Source organism: Streptomyces zingiberis, assembly GCF_012034935.1.
Taxonomy (GTDB): Bacteria; Actinomycetota; Actinomycetes; order Streptomycetales; family Streptomycetaceae; genus Streptomyces; species Streptomyces zingiberis.
The window spans coordinates 39,220-59,375 of sequence record NZ_JAATEN010000003.1 but is presented as its reverse complement, the minus strand read 5'-3'; the positions used below and the strand labels follow the sequence as shown (position 1 = coordinate 59,375).

Annotated in this window: 15 protein-coding genes; 9 read left to right on the top strand and 6 right to left on the bottom strand. The window is 74.8% G+C overall.

Translation table 11 applies throughout. The features are described from left to right. Positions 1 to 152: 152 nt before the first annotated feature. From HCK00_RS04520 to HCK00_RS04505, 4 genes are all read left to right on the top strand, one after another. On the top strand, positions 153 to 914 hold the full coding sequence (locus HCK00_RS04520; protein ID WP_168100449.1) for a DeoR/GlpR family DNA-binding transcription regulator: 762 nt from the start codon (positions 153 to 155) through the stop codon (positions 912 to 914). Positions 915 to 1,146: 232 nt separating this feature from the next. After that, entirely contained in the window at positions 1,147 to 2,097 is a 951-nt protein-coding gene (gene pfkB / locus HCK00_RS04515) for a 1-phosphofructokinase (protein ID WP_168100448.1), read from the top strand. Positions 2,098 to 2,153: 56 nt separating this feature from the next. Further along, a complete protein-coding gene (locus HCK00_RS04510; RefSeq protein WP_168100447.1) occupies positions 2,154 to 4,319 on the top strand; it encodes a PTS fructose transporter subunit IIABC in 2,166 nt (721 codons plus the stop codon). Positions 4,320 to 4,433: 114 nt separating this feature from the next. Continuing rightward, positions 4,434 to 4,616, top strand: a complete 183-nt coding sequence (locus tag HCK00_RS04505) for a hypothetical protein (RefSeq protein WP_168100446.1) — start codon at positions 4,434 to 4,436, stop codon at positions 4,614 to 4,616. Positions 4,617 to 4,786: 170 nt separating this feature from the next. On the opposite strand, the gene HCK00_RS04500 is transcribed toward HCK00_RS04505, so the two are convergent. The 5 genes from HCK00_RS04500 to HCK00_RS04480 form a co-directional block, all read right to left on the bottom strand. Then, positions 4,787 to 5,227 carry a large conductance mechanosensitive channel protein MscL gene (locus HCK00_RS04500; RefSeq protein ID WP_206319965.1) on the bottom strand — a complete coding sequence of 147 codons (441 nt, stop codon included), beginning with the start codon at positions 5,225 to 5,227 and terminating at the stop codon, positions 4,787 to 4,789. A 1,689-nt stretch (positions 5,228 to 6,916) separates the two neighbouring features. Then, entirely contained in the window at positions 6,917 to 7,852 is a 936-nt protein-coding gene (locus HCK00_RS04495) for an S-methyl-5'-thioadenosine phosphorylase (protein WP_168100444.1), read from the bottom strand. 409 nt (positions 7,853 to 8,261) lie between these two features. Continuing rightward, complete coding sequence (locus tag HCK00_RS04490; RefSeq protein ID WP_168100443.1) at positions 8,262 to 8,642, bottom strand: FmdB family zinc ribbon protein; 381 nt, start codon at positions 8,640 to 8,642, stop codon at positions 8,262 to 8,264. Positions 8,643 to 8,709: 67 nt separating this feature from the next. Then, entirely contained in the window at positions 8,710 to 10,233 is a 1,524-nt protein-coding gene (locus HCK00_RS04485; protein WP_168100442.1) for an MFS transporter, read from the bottom strand. A 518-nt stretch (positions 10,234 to 10,751) separates the two neighbouring features. After that, positions 10,752 to 12,254, bottom strand: coding sequence for a potassium/proton antiporter (locus HCK00_RS04480; protein ID WP_168100441.1), 1,503 nt, complete (start codon positions 12,252 to 12,254; stop codon positions 10,752 to 10,754). 183 nt (positions 12,255 to 12,437) lie between these two features. On the opposite strand from HCK00_RS04480, the gene HCK00_RS04475 reads away from it, so the two are divergent. Further along, positions 12,438 to 15,227: a penicillin acylase family protein gene (locus tag HCK00_RS04475; RefSeq protein WP_168100440.1), complete on the top strand. Its 2,790-nt coding sequence runs from the start codon at positions 12,438 to 12,440 to the stop codon at positions 15,225 to 15,227. 312 nt (positions 15,228 to 15,539) lie between these two features. Here HCK00_RS04475 and HCK00_RS04470 read toward each other — a convergent pair whose 3' ends face one another. Further along, positions 15,540 to 16,157 carry a 5-formyltetrahydrofolate cyclo-ligase gene (locus HCK00_RS04470; RefSeq protein ID WP_168100439.1) on the bottom strand — a complete coding sequence of 206 codons (618 nt, stop codon included), beginning with the start codon at positions 16,155 to 16,157 and terminating at the stop codon, positions 15,540 to 15,542. Positions 16,158 to 16,239: 82 nt separating this feature from the next. Between HCK00_RS04470 and galU the strand changes: the two genes are divergently transcribed. The 4 genes from galU (at position 16,240) to HCK00_RS04450 (ending at position 20,153) form a co-directional block, all read left to right on the top strand. Continuing rightward, positions 16,240 to 17,142: a UTP--glucose-1-phosphate uridylyltransferase GalU gene (gene galU / locus HCK00_RS04465; RefSeq protein ID WP_168100438.1), complete on the top strand. Its 903-nt coding sequence runs from the start codon at positions 16,240 to 16,242 to the stop codon at positions 17,140 to 17,142. 243 nt (positions 17,143 to 17,385) lie between these two features. Further along, positions 17,386 to 18,894, top strand: a complete 1,509-nt coding sequence (locus HCK00_RS04460; protein WP_311765169.1) for a molybdopterin molybdotransferase MoeA — start codon at positions 17,386 to 17,388, stop codon at positions 18,892 to 18,894. Between the two features lie 54 nt (positions 18,895 to 18,948). Beyond that, positions 18,949 to 19,515 carry a cyclic pyranopterin monophosphate synthase MoaC gene (gene moaC, locus HCK00_RS04455; RefSeq protein ID WP_206319949.1) on the top strand — a complete coding sequence of 189 codons (567 nt, stop codon included), beginning with the start codon at positions 18,949 to 18,951 and terminating at the stop codon, positions 19,513 to 19,515. Beyond that, positions 19,512 to 20,153: a MogA/MoaB family molybdenum cofactor biosynthesis protein gene (locus HCK00_RS04450; RefSeq protein WP_168100437.1), complete on the top strand. Its 642-nt coding sequence runs from the start codon at positions 19,512 to 19,514 to the stop codon at positions 20,151 to 20,153. The genes moaC and HCK00_RS04450 overlap by 4 nt, the downstream gene beginning before the upstream one ends. The last annotated feature ends 3 nt before the right edge of the window (positions 20,154 to 20,156 follow it).

The following is a 20,156-nucleotide window of genomic DNA, read 5'->3' as shown; positions in this document are numbered from 1 at the left end:
CCGCCGGGGATGCGGACCCCGGATCCGGGGTCTCGAAGCCCCCCAAGGCCCGTCTGTGCCCGTTTCTGCCCGAACGTGTTTACTTCCCCCTCGCGTGGTCGTACTCTGCGGGTAAGGCCACACGATCGGACATCGAACGGATGTAAACCCCCATGTACGCACCGGAGCGTCAGCAGGAGATCCTGCGTCTCGCCCGCGAGAGCGGGCGGGTGGAGGTCGTCTCCCTGGCCGAGGAGTTCCAGGTGACCGCCGAGACCGTACGGCGGGACCTCAAGGCTCTGGACCGGGCCGGCCTCCTCCGCCGGGTGCACGGCGGAGCGATCCCGGCGGGCCGGCTGGACTTCGAACCCGGACTCGCCGAGCGCGACACCGTCGCCGCCGACGAGAAGGAGCGCATCGCACGCGCCGCCCTCACCGAACTGCCCGGCGGGGGCAGCGTGATCATCGACGCCGGGACCACCGCCGACCGTCTCGCCGCCGCCATCCCCGCGGAGTCCACCCTCACCGTGGTCACTCACGCGCTGCCGATCGCCGCCCGCCTGGCGGACCACCCCGGGATCGCCCTCCACCTGGTCGGCGGGCGGGTACGGCACCGCACTCGCGCCGCTGTCGACGCCTGGGCGCTGCGCGGGTACGGCGAACTGCGGGCCGACGTCCTTTTCCTGGCCACCAACGGCTTCTCCGCCGCCGGTGGTCTCACCACGCCCGATCTCGCCGAGGCCGCGGTCAAACGCGCGGCGGTCAAGGCCGCCCGGCGCGTGGTGCTGCTCGCCGACTCCGCCAAGGCGGGACAGGAGCACTTCGCCCGCTTCGGTGATCTCGCCGACGCCGACCTGCTGATCACGGACACCGGACTCGATCCGGCCACCGCCGCCGCCATCGAGCGCGACGGCACGGAGGTGCTCCGCGTATGAACCGCGATTCCCGTCCCGTCTCCCCCTCCCGGCCCCGGGCGCGCTCCGCGGCGGCGTGTTCCGGTCTCCGCGTCCGCCGCGCCCGCGTTCCCGTGGCGACCACGCGCGGGCTGCGGGGGAGGCCCGCCGCGGAGGGCTCGCGCGGGCCGGCTCCCTCTCCGGTTCCTGCCGCTCCCCGTTCGGCCGCCCGGGCCGGGATGACCGCCCGGACCTCGGAGGAGGCGGGTCGTCCGTGATCCTCACCGTCACCCCCAACCCCAGCCTCGACCGTACGTACGAGGTGCCCGCACTCGACCGCGGAGCCGTGCTGCGCGCCACCGGTGACCGGATGGACCCCGGTGGCAAGGGCGTCAACGTGTCCCGCGCCGTCGCCGCGGCGGGGCACCGGACCGTCGCCGTCATGCCACTCGGCGGTCCCGCCGGCGCCGTGATCGCCGACCTCCTCGGCGGCGAGGGGATCCCCGTGGCCGGTGTCCCCGTCCTCGGCCACACCCGCTCCAACATCTCGGTCGTCGAGCCGGACGGGACCCTGACGAAGATCAACGCGGCGGGCCCGGAACTCTCCGGGGACGAGGCCGAGGCCCTGCTGGAGACGGCCCGCGGCCACGCCGCCGACGCCTCGTGGGTCGCCTGCTGCGGCAGTCTCCCGCGCGGCCTGCCCCTGCGCTGGTACGCCGAACTCGTCGAGCGGGCCCACCGGGCCGGCGCCCGGATCGCTCTCGACACCTCCGGACCGGCCCTCACCGCGGCCCTGCCCGCCCGGCCCGACGTCGTCAAGCCGAACGCGGCCGAGCTGGCGGAGGCCGTCGGCCGCCGGCTGCTGACCCTCGGCGACGTGGTGAAGGCGGCCTGCGAACTGCGGGACAGCGGCGCGCACGCCGTGCTCGCCAGCCTCGGCGCCGACGGACAGGTGCTCGTCGACGACGGTGGCGTCCGCCACGGCACCGCCCAGGTCACCGCCGTCCGCTCCAACGTGGGCGCGGGCGACGCCTCCCTCGCCGGCTTCCTCGGCGCCGGAGGCCACGGGTCCGCCGCGCTCGCCGCCGCCCTCGCCCACGGCGCGGCGGCGGTCCAGCTGCCGGGCAGCGCCATGCCGACCCCGGCCGACCTCGAACCGTCGGCCGTCACGGTCACGGCCGATCCACCCCTGGACCGGCTCCTGACCGAACCCGCGACCCCCTGATCTGTCCCCGCACCCCCGGCCGCCCCAGCGGCGGTGCACGAGCAACGGAGCACGAGATGAGCGAGCTGATCACCGCGGATCTGGTCGATCTCGGCCTGTCCGCCGACACGAAGGACGAGGCCGCCCGGTCGCTGGCCGAACGGATGGCCGCCGCGGGCCGCGTCACCGACCTCGACGGCTTCCTCGCCGACGTGGCCGCGCGCGAGGCGCAGATGCCGACCGGTCTGGAGGGCGGCATCGGCATACCGCACTGCCGGTCCGCCCATGTCACCGCGCCGACACTCGCGTTCGGCCGTGCCGAACGCGGCATCGACTTCGGCGCGGCCGACGGACCCGCCGACCTGGTCTTCCTCATCGCCGCGCCGGCCGGAGGCGACACCGATCACCTCGCGGTCCTCTCCGCCCTGGCCCGGCGCCTGATGGACGAGTCCTTCACCCGGGCCCTCCGGGAGAGCACGGACCCCGCCGAGGCCGCCGCGCTGATCGCCGGCGAACCGCCGGCACCGGCGGAGACGGGGCAGGCCACCGCCGCGGGCGGCACCGGGCCGGCGGCCGGCGTGACCGGGACGGCCGGGTCCGCCACGGCTGCCCAGGCCCAGGGCGGCCGACCGGAAGAAGCGGGCGGCGCCGCGCCGGACGCTCCCGCGGAGGAACTCCCGCTGAACCCCGCCCCGGCGGAGGCCGCCGCCGGTATTTCCGGGGAGGGCGCCTCCGGCGCCCCCTTCCGTATCGTCGCGGTCACCTCCTGTCCCACGGGGATCGCCCACACCTACATGGCGGCCGAGGCCCTGGAGCAGGCGGCGCGCGAGGCCGGCGCCGAACTCGTGGCGGAGACCCAGGGCTCCGGCGGCTTCACCCGGCTCGACCCGGAAGTGATCGCCGCGGCCGACGCGGTGATCCTCGCGCACGATGTGGAGGTGCGGGAGAAGGAGCGCTTCGCGGGTAAGCCGACCGTCGACACCGGGGTGAAGGCCGCGATCAACCGGCCCGCCGCGCTGATCGCCGAGGTACGCGCCAAGGCCGAACGCGGGGAGACCACCGCCGCCGCCCGCCCCGGTACGGACCCGTCCGAAAGCCCCGCGGGAAACCAGGAGGAGGGCTTCGGCTCCCGGCTGCGCCGGTACCTGATGAGCGGTGTGAGCTACATGGTGCCGTTCGTCGCCGCGGGCGGGCTGCTCATCGCGCTCTCCTTCGCGCTCGGCGGCTACGAGATCACCGAGGCGAAGCCCGTCGCCGAGCACTTCGCCTGGACCGAGGTGGCGAGCTGGGCAGCGCTGTTCAACCAGGTCGGAGGGGCCGCCTTCGCCTTCCTCATCCCCGTGCTGGCGGGATACATCGCCTATGGCATGGCCGACAGGCCCGGGTTGGTGCCGGGGTTCGTCGGCGGTTCCGTGGCCGTGACCATCGAGGCCGGATTCCTGGGCGGCCTGGTGGCCGGTCTCATCGCCGGAGCGGTGGTGCGGGCGATCCAGCGGGTCAAGGTGCCCACGACCCTGCGCGGCATCATGCCGGTGCTGGTGATCCCCCTGGTCGGCTCGGTGGTCGTCGGCTTCCTCATGTACGTCGTGGTCGGCGAGCCCGTTGCGGCGATCCAGCGCGGGCTGACCAGCTGGCTCAGCGGCCTCTCCGGCTCCAACGCCCTCATCCTCGGTGCCGTGCTCGGTCTGATGATGTGCTTCGACCTCGGCGGACCGCTCAACAAGGTCGCCTACACCTTCGCGGTCGGCGGGCTGGCCGATCCCACCAGCGGATCGCTGAAGGTCATGGCCGCCGTGATGGCCGCCGGCATGGTGCCCCCGCTGGCCATGGCGCTGGCCACCGCCGTCCGGGCCCGGCTGTTCACCGCCGCCGAACGGGAGAACGGCAAGGCAGCCTGGGTGCTGGGCGCCTCGTTCATCACCGAGGGCGCGATTCCCTTCGCCGCCGCCGACCCGCTGCGGGTGATCCCCTCCGCCATGGCGGGCGGCGCGGTCACCGGCGCCCTGTCGATGGCCTTCGGCTCGACCCTGCGGGCCCCGCACGGCGGGGTGTTCGTGGTCCCGCTGATCAGCGGCCCGCTGCTGTACCTGGTGGCGATCGCCGCCGGAACGGCCGTGACCGCCGGCCTGGTCGTGCTCCTCAAGGAGATCCGTAACCGGGCGGCCGAGGCCGGTCCGCGGCCCGAGGCCGCCGGAGACACCACGGCTTCGGAACGGGAACCCGCCGGAGCCACCGCCGGCTGAGCCGGTGGTGGCCGGGGAGGCGCCCCGTCGCGAGGAGCGGGGCGCGGCGGAGGGCGCCGGCAGGCCGTGCCCGGGCCGGGCCCGCACCGGCCCGGGCGGCCGTACCCTGGACGGATGAGCACCCCCGCCCCGGGCCCCGCGCCCCGCGACCCGGCCGCCCGCCTGACCTTCGACGACCCGCTCGCCGAGCGCTCCGCCGACGACGGCGACACCGGCTGGGGCGAACGGGCGCGCGGCGGTGACGGCGCCGCGGACCTCGCACGGTTCCTCGACGAGAAGCCGCCGCACCACCTCTGAGGGCCGCGGCGGCCCCTCCCCGCCGGGCCCGTGCCCCGGCCTGGCCACGGCGGCGGTGAGCCCGCACGCCGCACGGACCACGGTGAGGGCGAGCCCATGCGCCGTCCACCGCGACCGGCGGGCCACCGCATGCCGGAACAGCAGGCCGGCGGCTGCGTGGACCCGGACGATCAGGAGCGTGCTGCCGGGGGTGGCGGGTTCGCGCCGCCCCGCTGAGCGATCAGCTCGTCCCGGATCTCCCGCAGCAGCACGATCTCCGCCGCCTCGACCTCGACCTGCTTCTCCTCCGCCAGCTTCTGCCGGGCCGCCTTGCGGGCGAGGAAGCGCGCCATCGGCAGCACCATGAGGAAGTAGACGACCGCCGCCGTGATCAGGAAGCTGAGGGTGGCGCTCAGCACCGATCCCCACATGATCGGGATTCCCTTGACCACCTCGCCCGCCTGATTGGTCTCGCAGGGACCGTTCAGGCAGGACCGGTAGTGGTCGAGATCCTTGGTCCCGAACGCGCCCACCACCGGGTTGATGAGCCCCTTCACCACCGAGTTGACCACGTTGGTGAACGCGGTGCCGATGACCACCGCGACCGCCAGGTCGATGACGTTCCCCCGCATGAGGAAGGCTTTGAAGCCCTCCCATACGCTCTCCTTCTGCTCCTGCTGGTCCGCGCTCACGGAGCCCCTCTCCCATCGTTGCGTCGGAACTCTGCGTTCCCGGTACGGGCGGTGGCAACCCGGGGCCCGGCGCCCGTGAGATGCCCGGCGCGCGGCTCATCGCCCCGCCAGCGCGTCGAGAACGGACACCGACACCGCGACGGCCGCCGCCAGCGTCAGGGCGGCCGACCGCCCGCGCCGAACCGTATCCCGCAGCCGCCGCGGGCCGCCGCCCGGTCTCAACGGAGCGAACTGCGGCACCTCCCGGGCCGGGAGCACCGGACGCGGGGGCCCCACGGGGATGCCGTCGGCACCGTAGGGACGGGAGGTGGAGCCCCGGGGCGGGGACTGCCGGGGGTGCGGGGAAGTCGACTGCCGGGAAGCGGGTGGGCGGAGCGTGGGCGGGTGGGGCTCGGGCGGCTGCGCCGGCGCCGCGCACCCCGTGCCGGGCGGGCGGGGGCCGCCGCGCGCCGCCGGGCCCGGCGGCGGACCCGCGAACGCGGAGCGGCCCGGCTGCGGATGCCCGTTGGTGCCGATACCTCCGGGGGCCGCGGAGGGGCCGGCCCCTCCGCCGTGCCTGGCCTCATCGCCGTACCCGAACCCACCGCCGTACCCGAACCCACCGCCGTACCCGATCCCACCGCCGTACCCGATCCCACCGCCGTACCCGATCCCACCGCCGCACCCGGCCCCGGCCTCGCTTCCGGGTACGTCGCCGGCGCCGTACCCGGAAGCGGCGGGTGGTCCGGACGGAGCCGGGACGGCGTGCGCGGCTCCCGCGCCGCGCGGACCCGCGCCACCGGGCGGCGCCGCGGTCCCGGGCGGACGGGCGGCCCCCGGCGACGGCGGTGCCCCGTACGCCGGGTCGGGTGAACCGGTGGCCGGTGGCGTGACGCGAACCGACGCGGAGAAGGCCCCGGGAAAGGTGACGGGACCGGAAGGGGCGCCGCGCTCCGTGAGCGCGGCAGGCACACCCGGCGCGGACGTTCCCGGGAGTCCGGGCCTGTCCGGCGCCGGTTGCCAGGCCCACCCCGGCTGCCTGGGCGGTGTGGGCCGCATGGGCGGCACCGCTGGTGTGGGCGGAGTGGAGGGGTGCGTGGACATGGGTCATCACCTGCTCGAAGAGGGCTGGTCGCGATGCGGCCCTCACGATGCCGGGATTTCCGTCGCGCCGTCCGCGCCTGTGGACAACCCGCGGGTTGTGGACAACTCCGCCACCCACAGGAGTTGTCCACAGTGACGTGGACGCTGCTCGGCCGGCCCCGGGGCCCCGGGACTCCGGGCCATGGACCAGGAGCCTGGCACCAAGCCCCGGGCACCAAGTAGCCCCAGGAACGCTGGAACCAGGGCCCCGGACCCATGGGCGTCGGCCCGGGACCCCGCTGTTCCGAGACGCCGGAACCCCGGGTGCCCGGGAGCGCGGATCCCCTTGGCAGGTCAACCGGAGGAACCCCGGACCCATGAGCGCGCCGGCCCGGACCCCGGCCCCTCGCGCTGCCGGAGACGCGGAGACCCGAAACCCGGGAGCCCTGGCAGCCCAGGAGCCGTCGGCCGGCGGAGCCCCGGGCCCGTGACCACCTGGTCCGGTGACCACCCGGGCCTGTGCCCACCCGATCCGGTGACCACCCGGGCCCGTGCCCACGCCCCCTGTCAGGGCAGCGTGATCCCGGTGTCCATCCCGTCCAGCGCCGAGGCGCACAGGCAGTCCCGCTTCCCCGTCTCCGGCAGGGCGGCGACCGCGTCGAACAACACCGGCCGCAGTCGCCCGATGTTCTCCGCGAAGACCCGCAGCACCTCCTCGTGGGAGACTCCCTCGCCCGTCTCGGCCCCCGCGTCCAGGTCCGTCACCAGGGCGATCGACGTGTAGCAGAGCGCCAGTTCACGGGCGAGCACCGCCTCCGGGTGCCCCGTCATGCCGACGATCGACCACCCTTGCGCGGCATGCCAGCGGGACTCCGCGCGGGTCGAGAAGCGCGGACCCTCGATCACCACGAGCGTGCCGCCGTCGACGGGCTCCCAGTTCTGCCCCCGCGCCGCCGTCACGGCCGTCCGCCGGCCAGCCGGGCAGTAGGGGTCGGCGAAGGACATGTGGACGACCTGGGGCACCGAGCCGTCGGCCAGCGCCTCGCCGTCGTAGTACGTCTGTACGCGGGACTTGGTCCGGTCCACGAGCTGGTCCGGGACGAGGAGGGTGCCCGGTCCGTACTCCTCGCGCAGCCCGCCGACCGCGCAGGGTGCCAGAACCTGGCGCACGCCCACCGAGCGCAGGGCCCAGAGATTCGCCCGGTAGTTGATCCGGGCCGGCGGAAGGTGGTGCCCCCGGCCGTGCCGGGGAAGGAAGGCGACCTTCCGGCCGGCGATCTCGCCGACGAACAGGGAGTCGCTGGGACTTCCGTAGGGCGTCTCGACGGTGACCTCGGTCACGTCGTCGAGGAAGGAGTAGAAACCGGACCCGCCTATGACACCGATGTCGGCCAGGGGGTCGGCGAGGGTGCCCGTTCCCGCCGCGTGGGCGGCGTCCGCCACCTCGGCTGTGTCCGCCGGGGAACCGGTTCCGTTCGAGGAAATGCTGCTGCTCTCGGCCATGCCGCTCACCCTAATGCGGTCGCCGGGGGAGGCCGGGCGGGTCTGCCGGGAAGCTCGCGCGCCCGGTGCGGTGCGGCGGACGGTGCGCGTCACCCGGGCTCCCGGAGGCCCCGGGACAGGGGCGCGGTGATCAGCTGCGAGGACCCTCCGGCCGCAGGGCACCAGCGCCGTGGAGGGCGCTGTGGGTGGGACCGTCCGGCCGCAGCGGCCTGAGGGGCCGCGGGCCGGATCGCGTTCCTGCCGGGCGCGAGGCGGTGCGCGCCCCGCGCTCGACGGGGCCGTCCGCGCCCGGACTCACCACCAAACGGCCCCAACCACCGCGGCCCCCGCCGGAGCGGGGGCCGCGGTCGATGTTCAGGTGTTCCGGACCGCATCCGAGCGGCCGTCCGGCGTGCGTTCGCGCGGCAGGTCAGGCCGCCGACGAGCCGGACGAGGTGCTGGACGACGAGGACGAGGACGAGGAGGACGACGAGGCGGAGGAGCCGGTCGAGCCGGACGACCCCGCGGAGCCGGAGTCCGAGCCGGAGGACCCGCCGGAACTCCCCGAGTTGTCGCTCTTCGCCTTGGACGCGCCCGATGCCCCCGAGGAGGCGGACGAGCCTCCGGAGGACGAGCTGCGGCTGTCGGTCCGGTAGAACCCGGAGCCCTTGAAGACGACACCGACCGCGGAGAACACCTTGCGCAGGCGCCCCTTGCAAGCGGGGCACTCGGTGAGCGCCTCGTCGGTGAACTTCTGCACCGCTTCGAGGCCCTCGCCGCAATCGGTGCACTGGTACTGGTAGGTCGGCACGTACTCCTCCTGGCACTCTCACTCGTTGAGTGCTAACGACGCTCCATAGTGCAGCATTCCGGGGCTCTCAGTCCACTGCGGCGGTCCGACGGTGATCCACCCCACCCGTCGCCGGCCGCGCGGCGCGGCCCGGCACGAGCCGTTTCCGCAGCGCCAGCGCGATCAGCAGGGCGAGCCCGGTACCGGCCAGCGGCACCGTGAAACCGGCGCTCGCGCCGAAGCCGTCGGCGAGCTGCCCGGACGCCGTCACCGCGAGCGCCTGCCCCAGTGCTATCGCCCCGGCCAGCCAGGTGAACGCCTCCGTACGGGCCCGGGCGGGGGCCAGCGACTCCACCAGGGTGAAGCCCGTGATCATGGCCGGGGCGACACACAACCCGACGATCAGGCCGAGCGCCCCCAGCGTCCCCGGTGAATCCGCGGCCCACAACGGAGACGCCGCCAGCGCGAGCACCCCGTACGCCACGAGCAGCCGCCACTGCGCCGGGCGGCGCCAGGCGACGGCCCCGAACACGGCGGCCGCGAGCATGTTGCCGCCCGCGAAGACGCCGTAGAGCGCGCCGTTCAGCTCCGGCCGGCCGATCTCCTGGGTGAAGGCCGTCAGTGAGACCTGCATCCCGCCGAAGACGGACCCGATGCCGAGGAAGAGCACGGCGAGAACCCGCACGCCGGGCGCCGACAGCGCGGACGCCCGCTTTTCCCGCGCGCGACTCTCCGGGGACGGGCGCCCGGTGGCCCCGGACCCGGCGCCCGCCGCGGGGCCGGCCTGCGCGCCGCCGTCGTCCCGCGTGAGCTCGCCCCGCGGGAGCTCGTCCCGCGGGACGCCGTCCCGGCCGGAGGCGTCCCGCCCGGTGCCGTTCGGGTGCGCCCCGGCGCGTGCGCCCTCCGCCGCGCGCGCCACCGGCGGCTGGGTGCCCCGCTGCGCGGCGAACAGCAGGCCGCCCACCAGGGTCAGCGCGCCCTCGGCCAGCAGTCCGGCGGCGGGATGGATCCCGGTGCACAGGGCCGTCGCCAGGACCGGCCCGACCACGAAGGTGAACTCGTCGGTCACCGACTCGAACGCGGCGGCCGTCGCGAGCAGCGGCGAGCGCTCCGGGTGCCCGGCCCGCGCGCCCGCGCCGTCCTCTCGCGCCCCTGCGCCGTCCTCCACCGTGCCGGTGCCCAGCACCGCGGCCCAGCGGGAGCGGACCATCGGCGAGACCTGGGGTACCGAGGCACCGGCCGGGACGGCGGCCGCGAACAGCGCCCACAGCGGCGCGCCCAGCAGCGCCAGCGAGGTCAGCAGGGCGATGGCGGTGGCGTGCAGCAGGACGCCCGGGACCAGCACCGCGGACTGCCCGAAGCGGTCCGCGAGCCGGCCGCCCAACGGCGCGAACAGCGCCATGGAGATGCCCGTGGCCGCCGCCACCGCGCCCGCGCTGCCGTAGGAGCCGGTGGTGTCCCGCACCAGGAGCACGATGGCGAGCGTCAGCATCGCGAAGGGAAGCCGCGCCGCGAAGCCGGGTACCAGGAACGTCCACGCCCCGGGGGTGCGGAGCAGCCGGCCGTACCGGGATCGCCCGGTGTCCGGCGGCGGGGAGACCGTGGTCGCCACGGCCGTGCCTTTCTGCCGCCTGGTAGCGCGTCACGGCTGGGTCGTGCCGGTCGTGCCGGTCGCCGTGCGGCCGCGCCGAAGGCTGTCCTCTCGCGCTGGACCGGGGTAGATACCGGGTCCCCACCCCGAGGACCGGGACACCGGGGGACCGCGGCCGCCGAGCGGTCGCGCCAGCCTTGCGTCAGGCAGGGTGGGTTTCGATTGCCGGGTCATCCTACTAGGCCCCGGCCGTCCCGTGCCCGACTGCGCGGCCCCGGCCATCCCGTGCCCGCGCGGCGGGTACGGGGCGGGCGCGGGGTGACCGGGACGGATGCCGGAAGGGGACGGGCCCACGGCGTGCGCCGGCAGGCGGCGCCCCCGCCCGGGCGGGGGCGCCCTTGGAGCGTGCGGCGGCGCCCGCCGCCACCCACCGGGCGAGCTCCCACCGCCCGGCGCCCCGCGCCCGTCACGCACCCCCCGCCCGCGCACCCCGCCCGCTCCCGGTGGCACCCCGCTCAGCCGCTCAGCCGCTCAGCCGCTCATCCCGTCCCCAGCCACCCGGCCAGCTTGCCGCCCCGGGCGACGGCGCGAAGCCGCTTCTCCGCCGTGTCCCGTACCGGGTCGGTGGCGATGACCAGCAGTTCGTCCCCGCGGCGCAGCATCGTCGCCGGGGTCGGGACGAAGCTCGCGCCGTCCCGGACCACCAGAGTGACCGCCGCGCCCTGCGGCAGCCGCAGTTCGGCGACCTCCACACCGTGCAGCCGGGAGTTCTCGGCCACGGTGGTCGACAGCAGATGGCCGCGGAGCCGTTCGAGGGGAGCCGACTCGATCCCGAGGTCCGCCGCCGCCTCGGTGTCCCTGATCCGCAGCATCCGGGCGACCCAGGGCAGCGTCGGCCCCTGGACCAGCGTGTAGACGATGACCAGCAGGAAGACGATGTTGAACAGCCGCTGGCTGCCCGGGACGCCGGCCACCATGGGGATGGTGGCGAACACGATCGGCACCGCCCCGCGCAGCCCCGCCCAGGAGAGCAGCGCCTGGTCCCGCCACGGCATCCGGAACGGCAGGCAGGTCACCAGCACCGACACCGGCCGCGCCACCAGGGTGAGCACCAGCCCCACGACCACCGCGGGCCACAGGTCGGCCAGCAGTTCGTGCGGGGTGACCAGCAGGCCGAGCAGGATGAACATGCCGATCTGCGCCAGCCAGCCCAGGCCGTCGGCGAACCCCCGGGTCGCGGGGGAGTGCGGCAGCCGCGCGTTGCCCAGCACCAGCGAGGCGAGGTACACGGCGAGGAAGCCGCTGCCGTGCGCGAGCGCCCCCGCGGCGTAGGCGCTGACGGCGATGGCCAGGACGGCGATGGGGTAGAGGCCGGAGGCCGGCAGGGCCACGCGGCGCAGCGCCTGCGCGCCGAGCCAGCCCACCGCGAGCCCGATGGCCGCGCCGATGGCCAGCTCCAGCGCGATCTTCCCGACCAGGAGGTACCAGGCGTCGATCGGCCCGGCCGTGGCGAAGGCGACGACCAGGATGACGACCGGAGCGTCGTTGAAGCCGGACTCCGCCTCCAGCGCGCCGGTCAGCCGGGACGGCAGCGGCACCCGGCGCAGTACGGAGAAGACGGCGGCCGCGTCCGTGGAGGAGACCACCGCGCCGATGATCAGTGATTGCCGCCAGTCCAGGCCGACCAGGTAGTGCGCCCCGGCGGCGGTGATGCCGACGCTGACCGCGACGCCGACGGTGGAGAGCGCGGCGCCCACCCGCAGCACCGGCTTGATGTCTTTCCAGGGGGTGCCGAGGCCGCCCTCGGCGAGGATCACGACCAGCGCCGCGTACCCCAGGACCTGGGTGAGTTCGGGGTCGCTGAAGTCGATCCCGAGGCCGTCGGAGCCCATCGCGACGCCGATGCCCAGGTAGACGAGGAGGCTGGGGAGGCCGGAGCGCGAGGAGATCCGGACCGCGGCGACGGCGACGAGCAGCACGACGGAACCGAGCAGCATGAGCTCGTTCAGCTGATGGATAGTCAGGGGCCTGAACCCTTTCATGAGGTATCGGCCGACATGTCCCCCCGGCCGCCACAGAACTTCATTGCCTTACCTAATATTTTACGGGTTCTTGACGCCGCCGGAGACCGTACCGCGGGACCTGACTCCGTGTGGGGGCCGCCGGTGCCTGCGCCTAGAGTTGGCCCAGCACTCCAGGTCCCCCCTGCCCCGCGAAGGACAGCGATGCCCGCCAACACCAACGGCCCTTCCGGCAAGAAGAGGAAGAGCCGCGCGCGCCTCCTCGTGATCGTGACCGTGCTGGCCCTCCTGGCGGGCCTCGGCTACGGCGCGTTCTGGAGCGTGGACACCGTCCGGGCGTCCTTCCCGGAGACCACGGGCACCCTCCGCCTCAAGGGCCTGGCCAAGCCGGTGGAGGTCAAGCGGGACGCCCAGGGCATCCCGCAGATCTACGCCTCGACGGACGAGGACCTCTTCCGCGCCCAGGGCTATGTCCACGCGCAGGACCGCTTCTGGGAGATGGACGTCCGGCGCCACCTCACCGCGGGCCGGCTCTCCGAGATGTTCGGCGAGAGCCAGGTCGAGACCGACGCCTTCCTCCGCACCCTCGGCTGGCACCGGGTCGCCGAGCAGGAGTACGAGAACAAGCTCTCGTCCCGGACGAAGAAGTTCCTGCAGGCCTACGCGGACGGCGTCAACTCCTACCTGTCCGGGCGGGACGGCGCCCAGCTCTCCGTCGAGTACGCGGCGCTGGGCTTCACCAACGACTACCGCCCGGAGCGGTGGGAGCCGGTCGACTCCGTGGCCTGGCTCAAGGCCATGGCCTGGGACCTGCGCGGCAACATGCAGGAGGAGATAGACCGGGCCCTGATGACGAGCCGGTTCACCGAGAAGCAGATCGACCAGCTCTACCCGGCGTACCCGGCGGACCGGAACAAGCCCATCGTGCGGGACGGCGCGGTGGGCGAGCTGACGGACGAGTTCGACCCCGAGGCCACGGCCACGGAGAACACCGCGGGGAACGGCACCGGCACGGGCACCGGCGTGGGCGACGGCACCGGGACCGGCGCGGAGGCCGGCACCGGGGAGGCGGGCACGGGCACCGGCGAGGCGGGCGGCCTCCAGTCCCAGCTCGGCTCCCTCTCCCGCACGCTGGAGCAGATCCCCGCGCTGCTCGGCCCGGCGGGCAACGGCATCGGCTCCAACTCCTGGGTCGTCTCCGGAAAGCACACCACCACCGGCAAGCCCCTGCTCGCCAACGACCCGCACCTCGCCCCGCAGATGCCGTCCCTCTGGTACCAGATGGGGCTGCACTGCCGCGCGGTGAGCGAGGAGTGCGGCTTCGACGTCGCGGGCTTCACCTTCTCCGGCATGCCGGGCGTCGTCATCGGCCACAACCAGCAGATCTCCTGGGGCTTCACCAACCTCGGCGCCGACGTGACCGACCTCTACCTGGAGAAGATCACCGCCGAGGGCTACCTCTACGACGGCGAGCAGAAGCCCTTCACCACCCGCAGGGAGACCATCAAGGTCGCCGGCGGCCCCGCACGCAAGATCACCGTCCGGTCCACCGGGAACGGCCCCGTCGTCTCCGACCGCAGCGACGAACTCAACGACGTGGGGCGGTCGGCGCCCGTCGCCGACGGCTCGCCGGACCGCGCCAGCGGTTACGCCGTCTCCCTCCGCTGGACGGCGCTCACCCCGGGCCGCGCGATGGACGCGGTCTTCGCCCTCAACCAGGCGGGGGACTTCACCGAGTTCCGCAAGGCTGCCCGCTTCTTCGACGTCCCCGCGCAGAACCTCCTCTACGCCGACACCGAGGGCCACATCGGCTACCAGGCGCCGGGACGCATACCCGTCCGCGGCAAGGGGGACGGCCGCTACCCGGCCCCCGGCTGGGACCCGGAGTACCGCTGGACCGGTTACGTCCCCCAGTCCGCGCTGCCCTGGGAGAAGGACCCGGCCCGGGGGTACATCGTCACGGCCAACCAGGCCGTCGTGGACCCGGAGAAGTACCCCTACGCCCTCACCGAGGACTGGGGCTACGGCGCCCGCAGCCAGCGGCTCGACAACCTGATCCAGTCGAAGATCCGCGACGGCGGCAAGATCTCCACCAAGGACATGCAGACCATGCAGATGGACGACAGCAGTGAGATCGCCAAGCTGCTGACGCCCTATCTGCTCAAGATCGACGTCGCGGACCCCTACATCCGCGAGGCGCAGAAGCTGCTGGAGGGCTGGGACTACACCCAGGACTCCGACTCGGCGGCCGCCGCCTACTTCAACGGCGTCTGGCGCCACACCCTCAAACTGGCCTTCGGCAACAAGCTCCCCAAGGAGCTGCGGGTCACCGGCGAATGCGTGCGCGTCGCCCCGGCCAACGACTCCGGCCCGCTGGAGGACCTCGACGGCGACTCCCTGGTGCGCGAGTGCGGCGAGCGCGCCCCGGACGCCGCCCAGCCCGACGGCGGCGACCGCTGGTTCGAGGTGGTCCGCTCCATCCTGACCGACCAGGACAACGACTGGTGGCGGACGGACGCCGGCGACCCCGCCAAGGGCGACCGGGACCGGCTGCTGGCGCGGGCCATGAAGGACGCCCGCTGGGAGCTGACCGCGAAGCTGGGCAAGGACATCGACAGCTGGAGCTGGGGCCGGCTGCACCAGCTGACCCTCCGCAACCAGACCCTGGGGCTCAAGGGCCCCGCCGTGCTCCGCTGGGCCCTCAACCGCGGCCCGTGGAACCTCGGCGGCGGCGAGGCCGCGGTCAACGCCACCGGCTGGAACGCGGCCGGCGGCTACGGGGTGGTCTGGGTGCCGTCGATGCGGATGGTCGTCAACCTGGAGGACTTCGACAAGTCGAAGTGGATCAACCTCTCCGGGGCGTCCGGCCACGCCTATCACCCGAACTACAGCGACCAGACCACCAAGTGGGCGACGGGCGAGCTGCTGCCCTGGGCGTTCAGCCGGGACGCGGTCGCGAAGTCCGCCGAGGACTCGCTGGCGCTCATCCCGTGATCCCCGGCGCCATGCCCTGACCCTTCGGGGGACCCCCGGGCCCGGGGGTCATCCCGCGCCCCCGCGCCCCCGTGCCCTCCGGGCTCGCCGCCTGATCGCGGCGGCCCGTGCCGGGCAGGCGCGGGGGCGCGTCTCATGGGGGCCGCGTCGCGGCCCGGCCCTCCCGGCCCACGGCCTCGCCGGTGCCCCACGGCCGGGGCGGCGCCCCCGCCGCACGGGTACGCGTCCCCGGCGCCGGGCGGCCGGCCGTGGGGACGTACCGGACCGACGCCTGTGCCGCCCTCCGTGCCGGTCCCCGCCGCCCCGCGCGGATCAGCGGGGCCCGTCCGCGGGGAAGCGGTGTACCCCGGAAGGGGTCACCGCGGCCCGCACCGGCCGGTCGTGCGGCTCGGCCGGCACCGCGTCCACGACCTCGCCGTCGTACAGCAGAACGATCAGCGCAGGGTGTGCGCCGGCCTCCGCCAGCCGCTCCAGCACCCGGTCGTAGCTGCCGCCGCCGCGTCCGAGCCGCAGCCCGCGCCCGTCCACGGCGAGCCCCGGCAGCAGCAGGGCGTCCGCCGCCAGCACGGCGCGGCGGCCCAGCGGCTCGTCCGCCGGCTCGCGCAGCATCAGCCGGCCCGGCCGCCCGGCGGCCACCAGCCGCTCCGGCCCGGTGTACGGACCCCAGTCGAGGTCGTCGTCGTCCCGGAGGACGGGCAGCAGCACCCGCACGCCCCGCGCGCGCAGCGCGTCCAGCAGGGGCCCGGTGCCCGGCTCACGACCCACCGAGACATAGGCGCAGACCGTCCGTGCGGACGCCAGTTCGGGGAGACGCAGCGCGTGGCGCGCCAGCGCGGCCCCCGCCACCGTGATGTCATCCTCCGTCAACCGGGACCTCATCCGGCCGAGGGTGTGCCGCAACTCCGCCTTGCGAGTCTTCTGGGTGGACATCCGTTCCGGGAATCCTCTCGTATCCGGCCACACTTACCGGATCGTCACGTTCCGCCTATACGCACCGGTTATGGTTCTCCGCATGACTGAATCGCGTACCCGGATGAACAAGGCTGTCATTCCCGCGGCAGGCCTCGGGACCCGCTTCCTCCCCGCCACCAAGGCCACCCCCAAGGAGATGCTGCCGGTCGTCGACAAGCCCGCGATCCAGTATGTGGTCGAGGAGGCCGTCACGGCAGGACTCTCGGACGTCCTCATGGTCACCGGGCGTAACAAGCGCCCCCTGGAAGACCACTTCGACCGCAACTACGAGCTGGAGGAGATGCTCCGGCACAAGGGAGACGGGCACCGCCTCTCCCGGGTGCAGGAGTCCAGCGACCTGGCGACCATGCACTACGTCCGCCAGGGCGACCCCCGCGGCCTGGGCCACGCCGTCCTCTGCGCCGCGCCCCACGTCGGCCGGGAGCCCTTCGCCGTCCTCCTCGGCGACGACCTGATCGACCCCCGTGACCCCCTCCTCACCCGCATGATCGAGGTCCAGGAGCGGCACGGCGGCAGCGTCGTCGCCCTGCTGGAGGTCGACCCCGACCAGGTGCACCTCTACGGCTGCGCCGTGATCGAGTCCACCGGCGAGGACGACATCCACCGGGTCACCGGGCTCGTCGAGAAGCCCAGCCCCGACGAGGCGCCCAGCAACTACGCCATCATCGGCCGCTACGTCCTCGACGCCGCCGTGTTCGACGTGCTGCGGGAGACCGAGCCCGGCCGGGGCGGCGAGATCCAGCTCACCGACGCCCTGCAGACGCTGGCGCAGAACCCGGACCTCGGCGGCCCGGTGCACGGTGTCCTCTTCAAGGGCCGCCGCTACGACACCGGCGACCGGTCCGACTACCTCCGCGCCATTGTCCGGCTCGCATGCGAACGTGAGGACCTGGGACCGGAGTTCCGGACCTGGCTTCGGAGGTACGTCACGGAGGAGATGTAGACCTTGAGCACCGCTGAACAGGCCGCGGACCGGGCGGCCGAGGTCCCCGGCACCCCGTCCCCGGAGGGGGACCGCCCGCCGGGCGAGGGCCCCGCTCCCGCCGGCGCCCCGGCCGCCGGGAGCCCCGCCCCGCCCCCCGCCCGGCCCGGGGAGCCGGAGGGACCGGAGCAACCCGTGGCACCGGCAACGCCCGAGGCGCCGCAGGAGTCGCGGGGGCCCCAGGAGCCTGGGGAGGAGTCGCGGGTGTGGAGTGTCGACGAGCATCTGGCGGACATCCTCCGCCAGGTCAGCCCGCTCGAACCGCTGGAGCTCCAGCTGCTCGACGCCCAGGGCTGCGTCCTCACCGAGGACGTCACCGCCGCCGTGGCCCTGCCGCCGTTCGACAACAGCTCCATGGACGGCTACGCGGTCCGGGCCGAGGACGTCGAGGGCGCCTCCGCGGAGTCCCCGCGGACGCTCACCGTCATCGGGGACATCGCGGCGGGCAGCGGCGGGCTCCCCACCGTCGGGCCCGGCACGGCGGCCCGCATCATGACCGGCGCGCCGCTTCCCCCCGGGGCGGACGCCGTCGTACCGGTCGAGTGGACGGACGGCGGCACCGGCGGTGGCCCGGCCACGGCGATGAGGGCGCACAGCACCGCCCCGGAGGGCGCCACCGGCGAGGTGCGGGTGCACCGCCCCGCGCCCGCCGGGAGCCATGTCCGCCGCCGTGGCTGTGATGTCGCCGACGGGGACACCGTCCTCCGCTCGGGCACCCTGCTGGGCCCCGCGCAGCTCGGGCTGGCGGCCGCCATCGGCCGGGGCTCCGTCCGGGTCCGGCCGCGCCCGCGGGTGGTCGTGATGTCCACCGGCAGCGAACTCGTCCCGCCCGGCACCGAGCTGCCCCCCGGCCGGATCCACGACTCCAACAGCTTCGCGCTGACCGCCGCCGCCCGGGACGCCGGCGCTCTCGCCTACCGCGTCACCGCCGTCGCCGACGACGCCGCCTCGCTCCGCGCCGCCGTCGAGGAACAGCTCATCCGCGCCGATCTCGTGGTCACCAGCGGGGGTGTGAGCGTCGGCGCCTATGACGTGGTGAAGGAGGCCTTCTCGGGGCCAGGGAGGGGTGCCTTCTCCGGGGAGGGGCCGGAGGGAGGCGCACCCTCCGGCGAGGAGCCCGTCGCCGCCGGAGACCCCGGTGGCGGCCGGGGTGACGGCCGGGGCGACGGGGCCGCCACCGGAGTGGAGGAGACGGATCCGGGCGCCGAGCCCTCGCACACGCGGCCGGGCGGCGCCGGGACCGCCGGACGATCCGCCGCCGGCGGGAGCGGAAGTCCCGCGTCCGCCGCGCCGCCCCCGCCGCCCGCCGACCGTGTCGACTTCCGCCGGCTCGCCATGCAACCCGGCAAACCCCAGGGGTTCGGCCGCGTCGGTCCGGACGGCACCCCGCTGCTGGCCCTTCCCGGCAATCCGGTCAGCGCCTTCGTCTCCTTCGAGCTCTTCGTCCGTCCGGCGATCCGTGCCCTCATGGGCCTCCCGCCCCAGGGGCGCGGGACGGTCCGCGCGGTCTGCCCCGAGGGCGTCACCTCCTCGCCCGCGGGGAAACGCCAGTATCTGCGGGGCCGGTTCGCCGACGGGCGGGTCACCCCGCTCGGGGGCCCCGGCTCCCATCTGATGAAGGCCCTCGCCGACGCCGACGCGCTGATCGTCGTCCCCGAGGAGGCCACCTCCGTACCGCCCGGCGGGGAGGTCGACGTGATCCTGCTGCGCTGAACCCCCGTCGTCCCGGTACGGTTGCTGCCCAGAAATGACCGGACCGGGAGAACGATGAGCAGCGCCCAGCACCACCTCACGCACCTCGACGACCGCGGCGCCGCGCGGATGGTCGACGTCTCGGACAAGGACGTCACCACCCGCACGGCGCGCGCGAGCGGACGGGTGCTCGTCTCGCCCCGCGTCGTCGAGCTGCTGCGCGGCGAGGGGGTCCCCAAGGGGGACGCCCTCGCCACCGCGCGCATCGCGGGCATCATGGGCGTCAAACGCACGCCCGAACTCGTCCCGCTCTGCCACCCGCTGGCCGTCTCCGGGGTGACCGTCGACCTCACGGTCGCGGACGACGCCGTGGAGATCACGGCCACGGTACGCACCACCGACCGCACCGGCGTCGAGATGGAGGCGCTGACCGCGGTCACCGTCGCCGCCCTCACCGTCGTGGACATGGTCAAGGCCGTGGACAAGGGGGCCGTGATCACCGACGTCCGGGTCGAGGAGAAGACCGGAGGCGCGTCCGGCACCTGGACCCGGGAACCCGGGACTCCGGCCCCGAGCGGCCCGGCCCCGGGCGGGCCCACCCCCGCGGACCCCACCGCCACGGACCGAGGCGGGCGCGCATGAGCGGCTACCGGGCGCTGGCCGTGACCGCCTCCAACCGGGCCGCCGCCGGCGTCTACGCCGACAAGGGCGGGCCGCTCCTGGCCGAGGGGCTGACCGCGATGGGGTTCGCCACCGACGGCCCGCGGGTCGTCCCGGACGGCGAGCCCGTGGCGGCCGTCCTGCGGGAGGCCGTCGCCGCCGGCTACGACGTGGTGGTCACCACCGGCGGCACGGGCATCTCGCCGACCGACCGCACCCCGGAGATGACCCGGTCCGTGCTGGACAGCGAGATCCCCGGTATCGCCGAGGCGATCCGCGCCGAGGGGCTGCCCTCGGTGCCGACCGCCGCCCTCTCCCGCGGTCTCGCCGGGGTGGCCGGGCGGACGCTGATCGTCAATCTCCCCGGCTCCACCGGCGGGGTCCGCGACGGGCTCGCCGTCCTCGGCCGTCTCCTCGTCCACGCCGTCGACCAGCTCCGTGGCGGTGACCACCCCGGCCCGGCGGCGGAACACGGCGACGGCGCCCCGGCGGCGGACCAGGCGGACCGGGAGGACCAGGAGGAGCAGGAGAACCGGGAGGAGCAGGAGAACCGGGAGGGCCGGGAAGGCCGTCCCCGTCCTGCCGCGCAGGGCGACGATCCGCGCGCGGCCCGCCCATGACCC

What these genes read in the sequence shown, in the direction of transcription:
- HCK00_RS04520 (WP_168100449.1), top strand. Translation starts at nt 153, where the DNA reads ATGTACGCACCGGAGCGTCAGCAGGAGATCCTGCGTCTCGCCCGCGAG.
- HCK00_RS04480 (WP_168100441.1), bottom strand. Translation starts at nt 12,254, where the DNA reads ATGAAAGGGTTCAGGCCCCTGACTATCCATCAGCTGAACGAGCTCATG.
- HCK00_RS04470 (WP_168100439.1), bottom strand. Translation starts at nt 16,157, where the DNA reads ATGTCCACCCAGAAGACTCGCAAGGCGGAGTTGCGGCACACCCTCGGC.
- moaC (WP_206319949.1), top strand. Translation starts at nt 18,949, where the DNA reads ATGAGCAGCGCCCAGCACCACCTCACGCACCTCGACGACCGCGGCGCC.
- HCK00_RS04450 (WP_168100437.1), top strand. Translation starts at nt 19,512, where the DNA reads ATGAGCGGCTACCGGGCGCTGGCCGTGACCGCCTCCAACCGGGCCGCC.
- HCK00_RS04475 (WP_168100440.1), top strand. Translation starts at nt 12,438, where the DNA reads ATGCCCGCCAACACCAACGGCCCTTCCGGCAAGAAGAGGAAGAGCCGC.
- HCK00_RS04495 (WP_168100444.1), bottom strand. Translation starts at nt 7,852, where the DNA reads ATGGCCGAGAGCAGCAGCATTTCCTCGAACGGAACCGGTTCCCCGGCG.
- HCK00_RS04500 (WP_206319965.1), bottom strand. Translation starts at nt 5,227, where the DNA reads ATGCGGGGGAACGTCATCGACCTGGCGGTCGCGGTGGTCATCGGCACC.
- HCK00_RS04505 (WP_168100446.1), top strand. Translation starts at nt 4,434, where the DNA reads ATGAGCACCCCCGCCCCGGGCCCCGCGCCCCGCGACCCGGCCGCCCGC.
- galU (WP_168100438.1), top strand. Translation starts at nt 16,240, where the DNA reads ATGACTGAATCGCGTACCCGGATGAACAAGGCTGTCATTCCCGCGGCA.
- HCK00_RS04510 (WP_168100447.1), top strand. Translation starts at nt 2,154, where the DNA reads ATGAGCGAGCTGATCACCGCGGATCTGGTCGATCTCGGCCTGTCCGCC.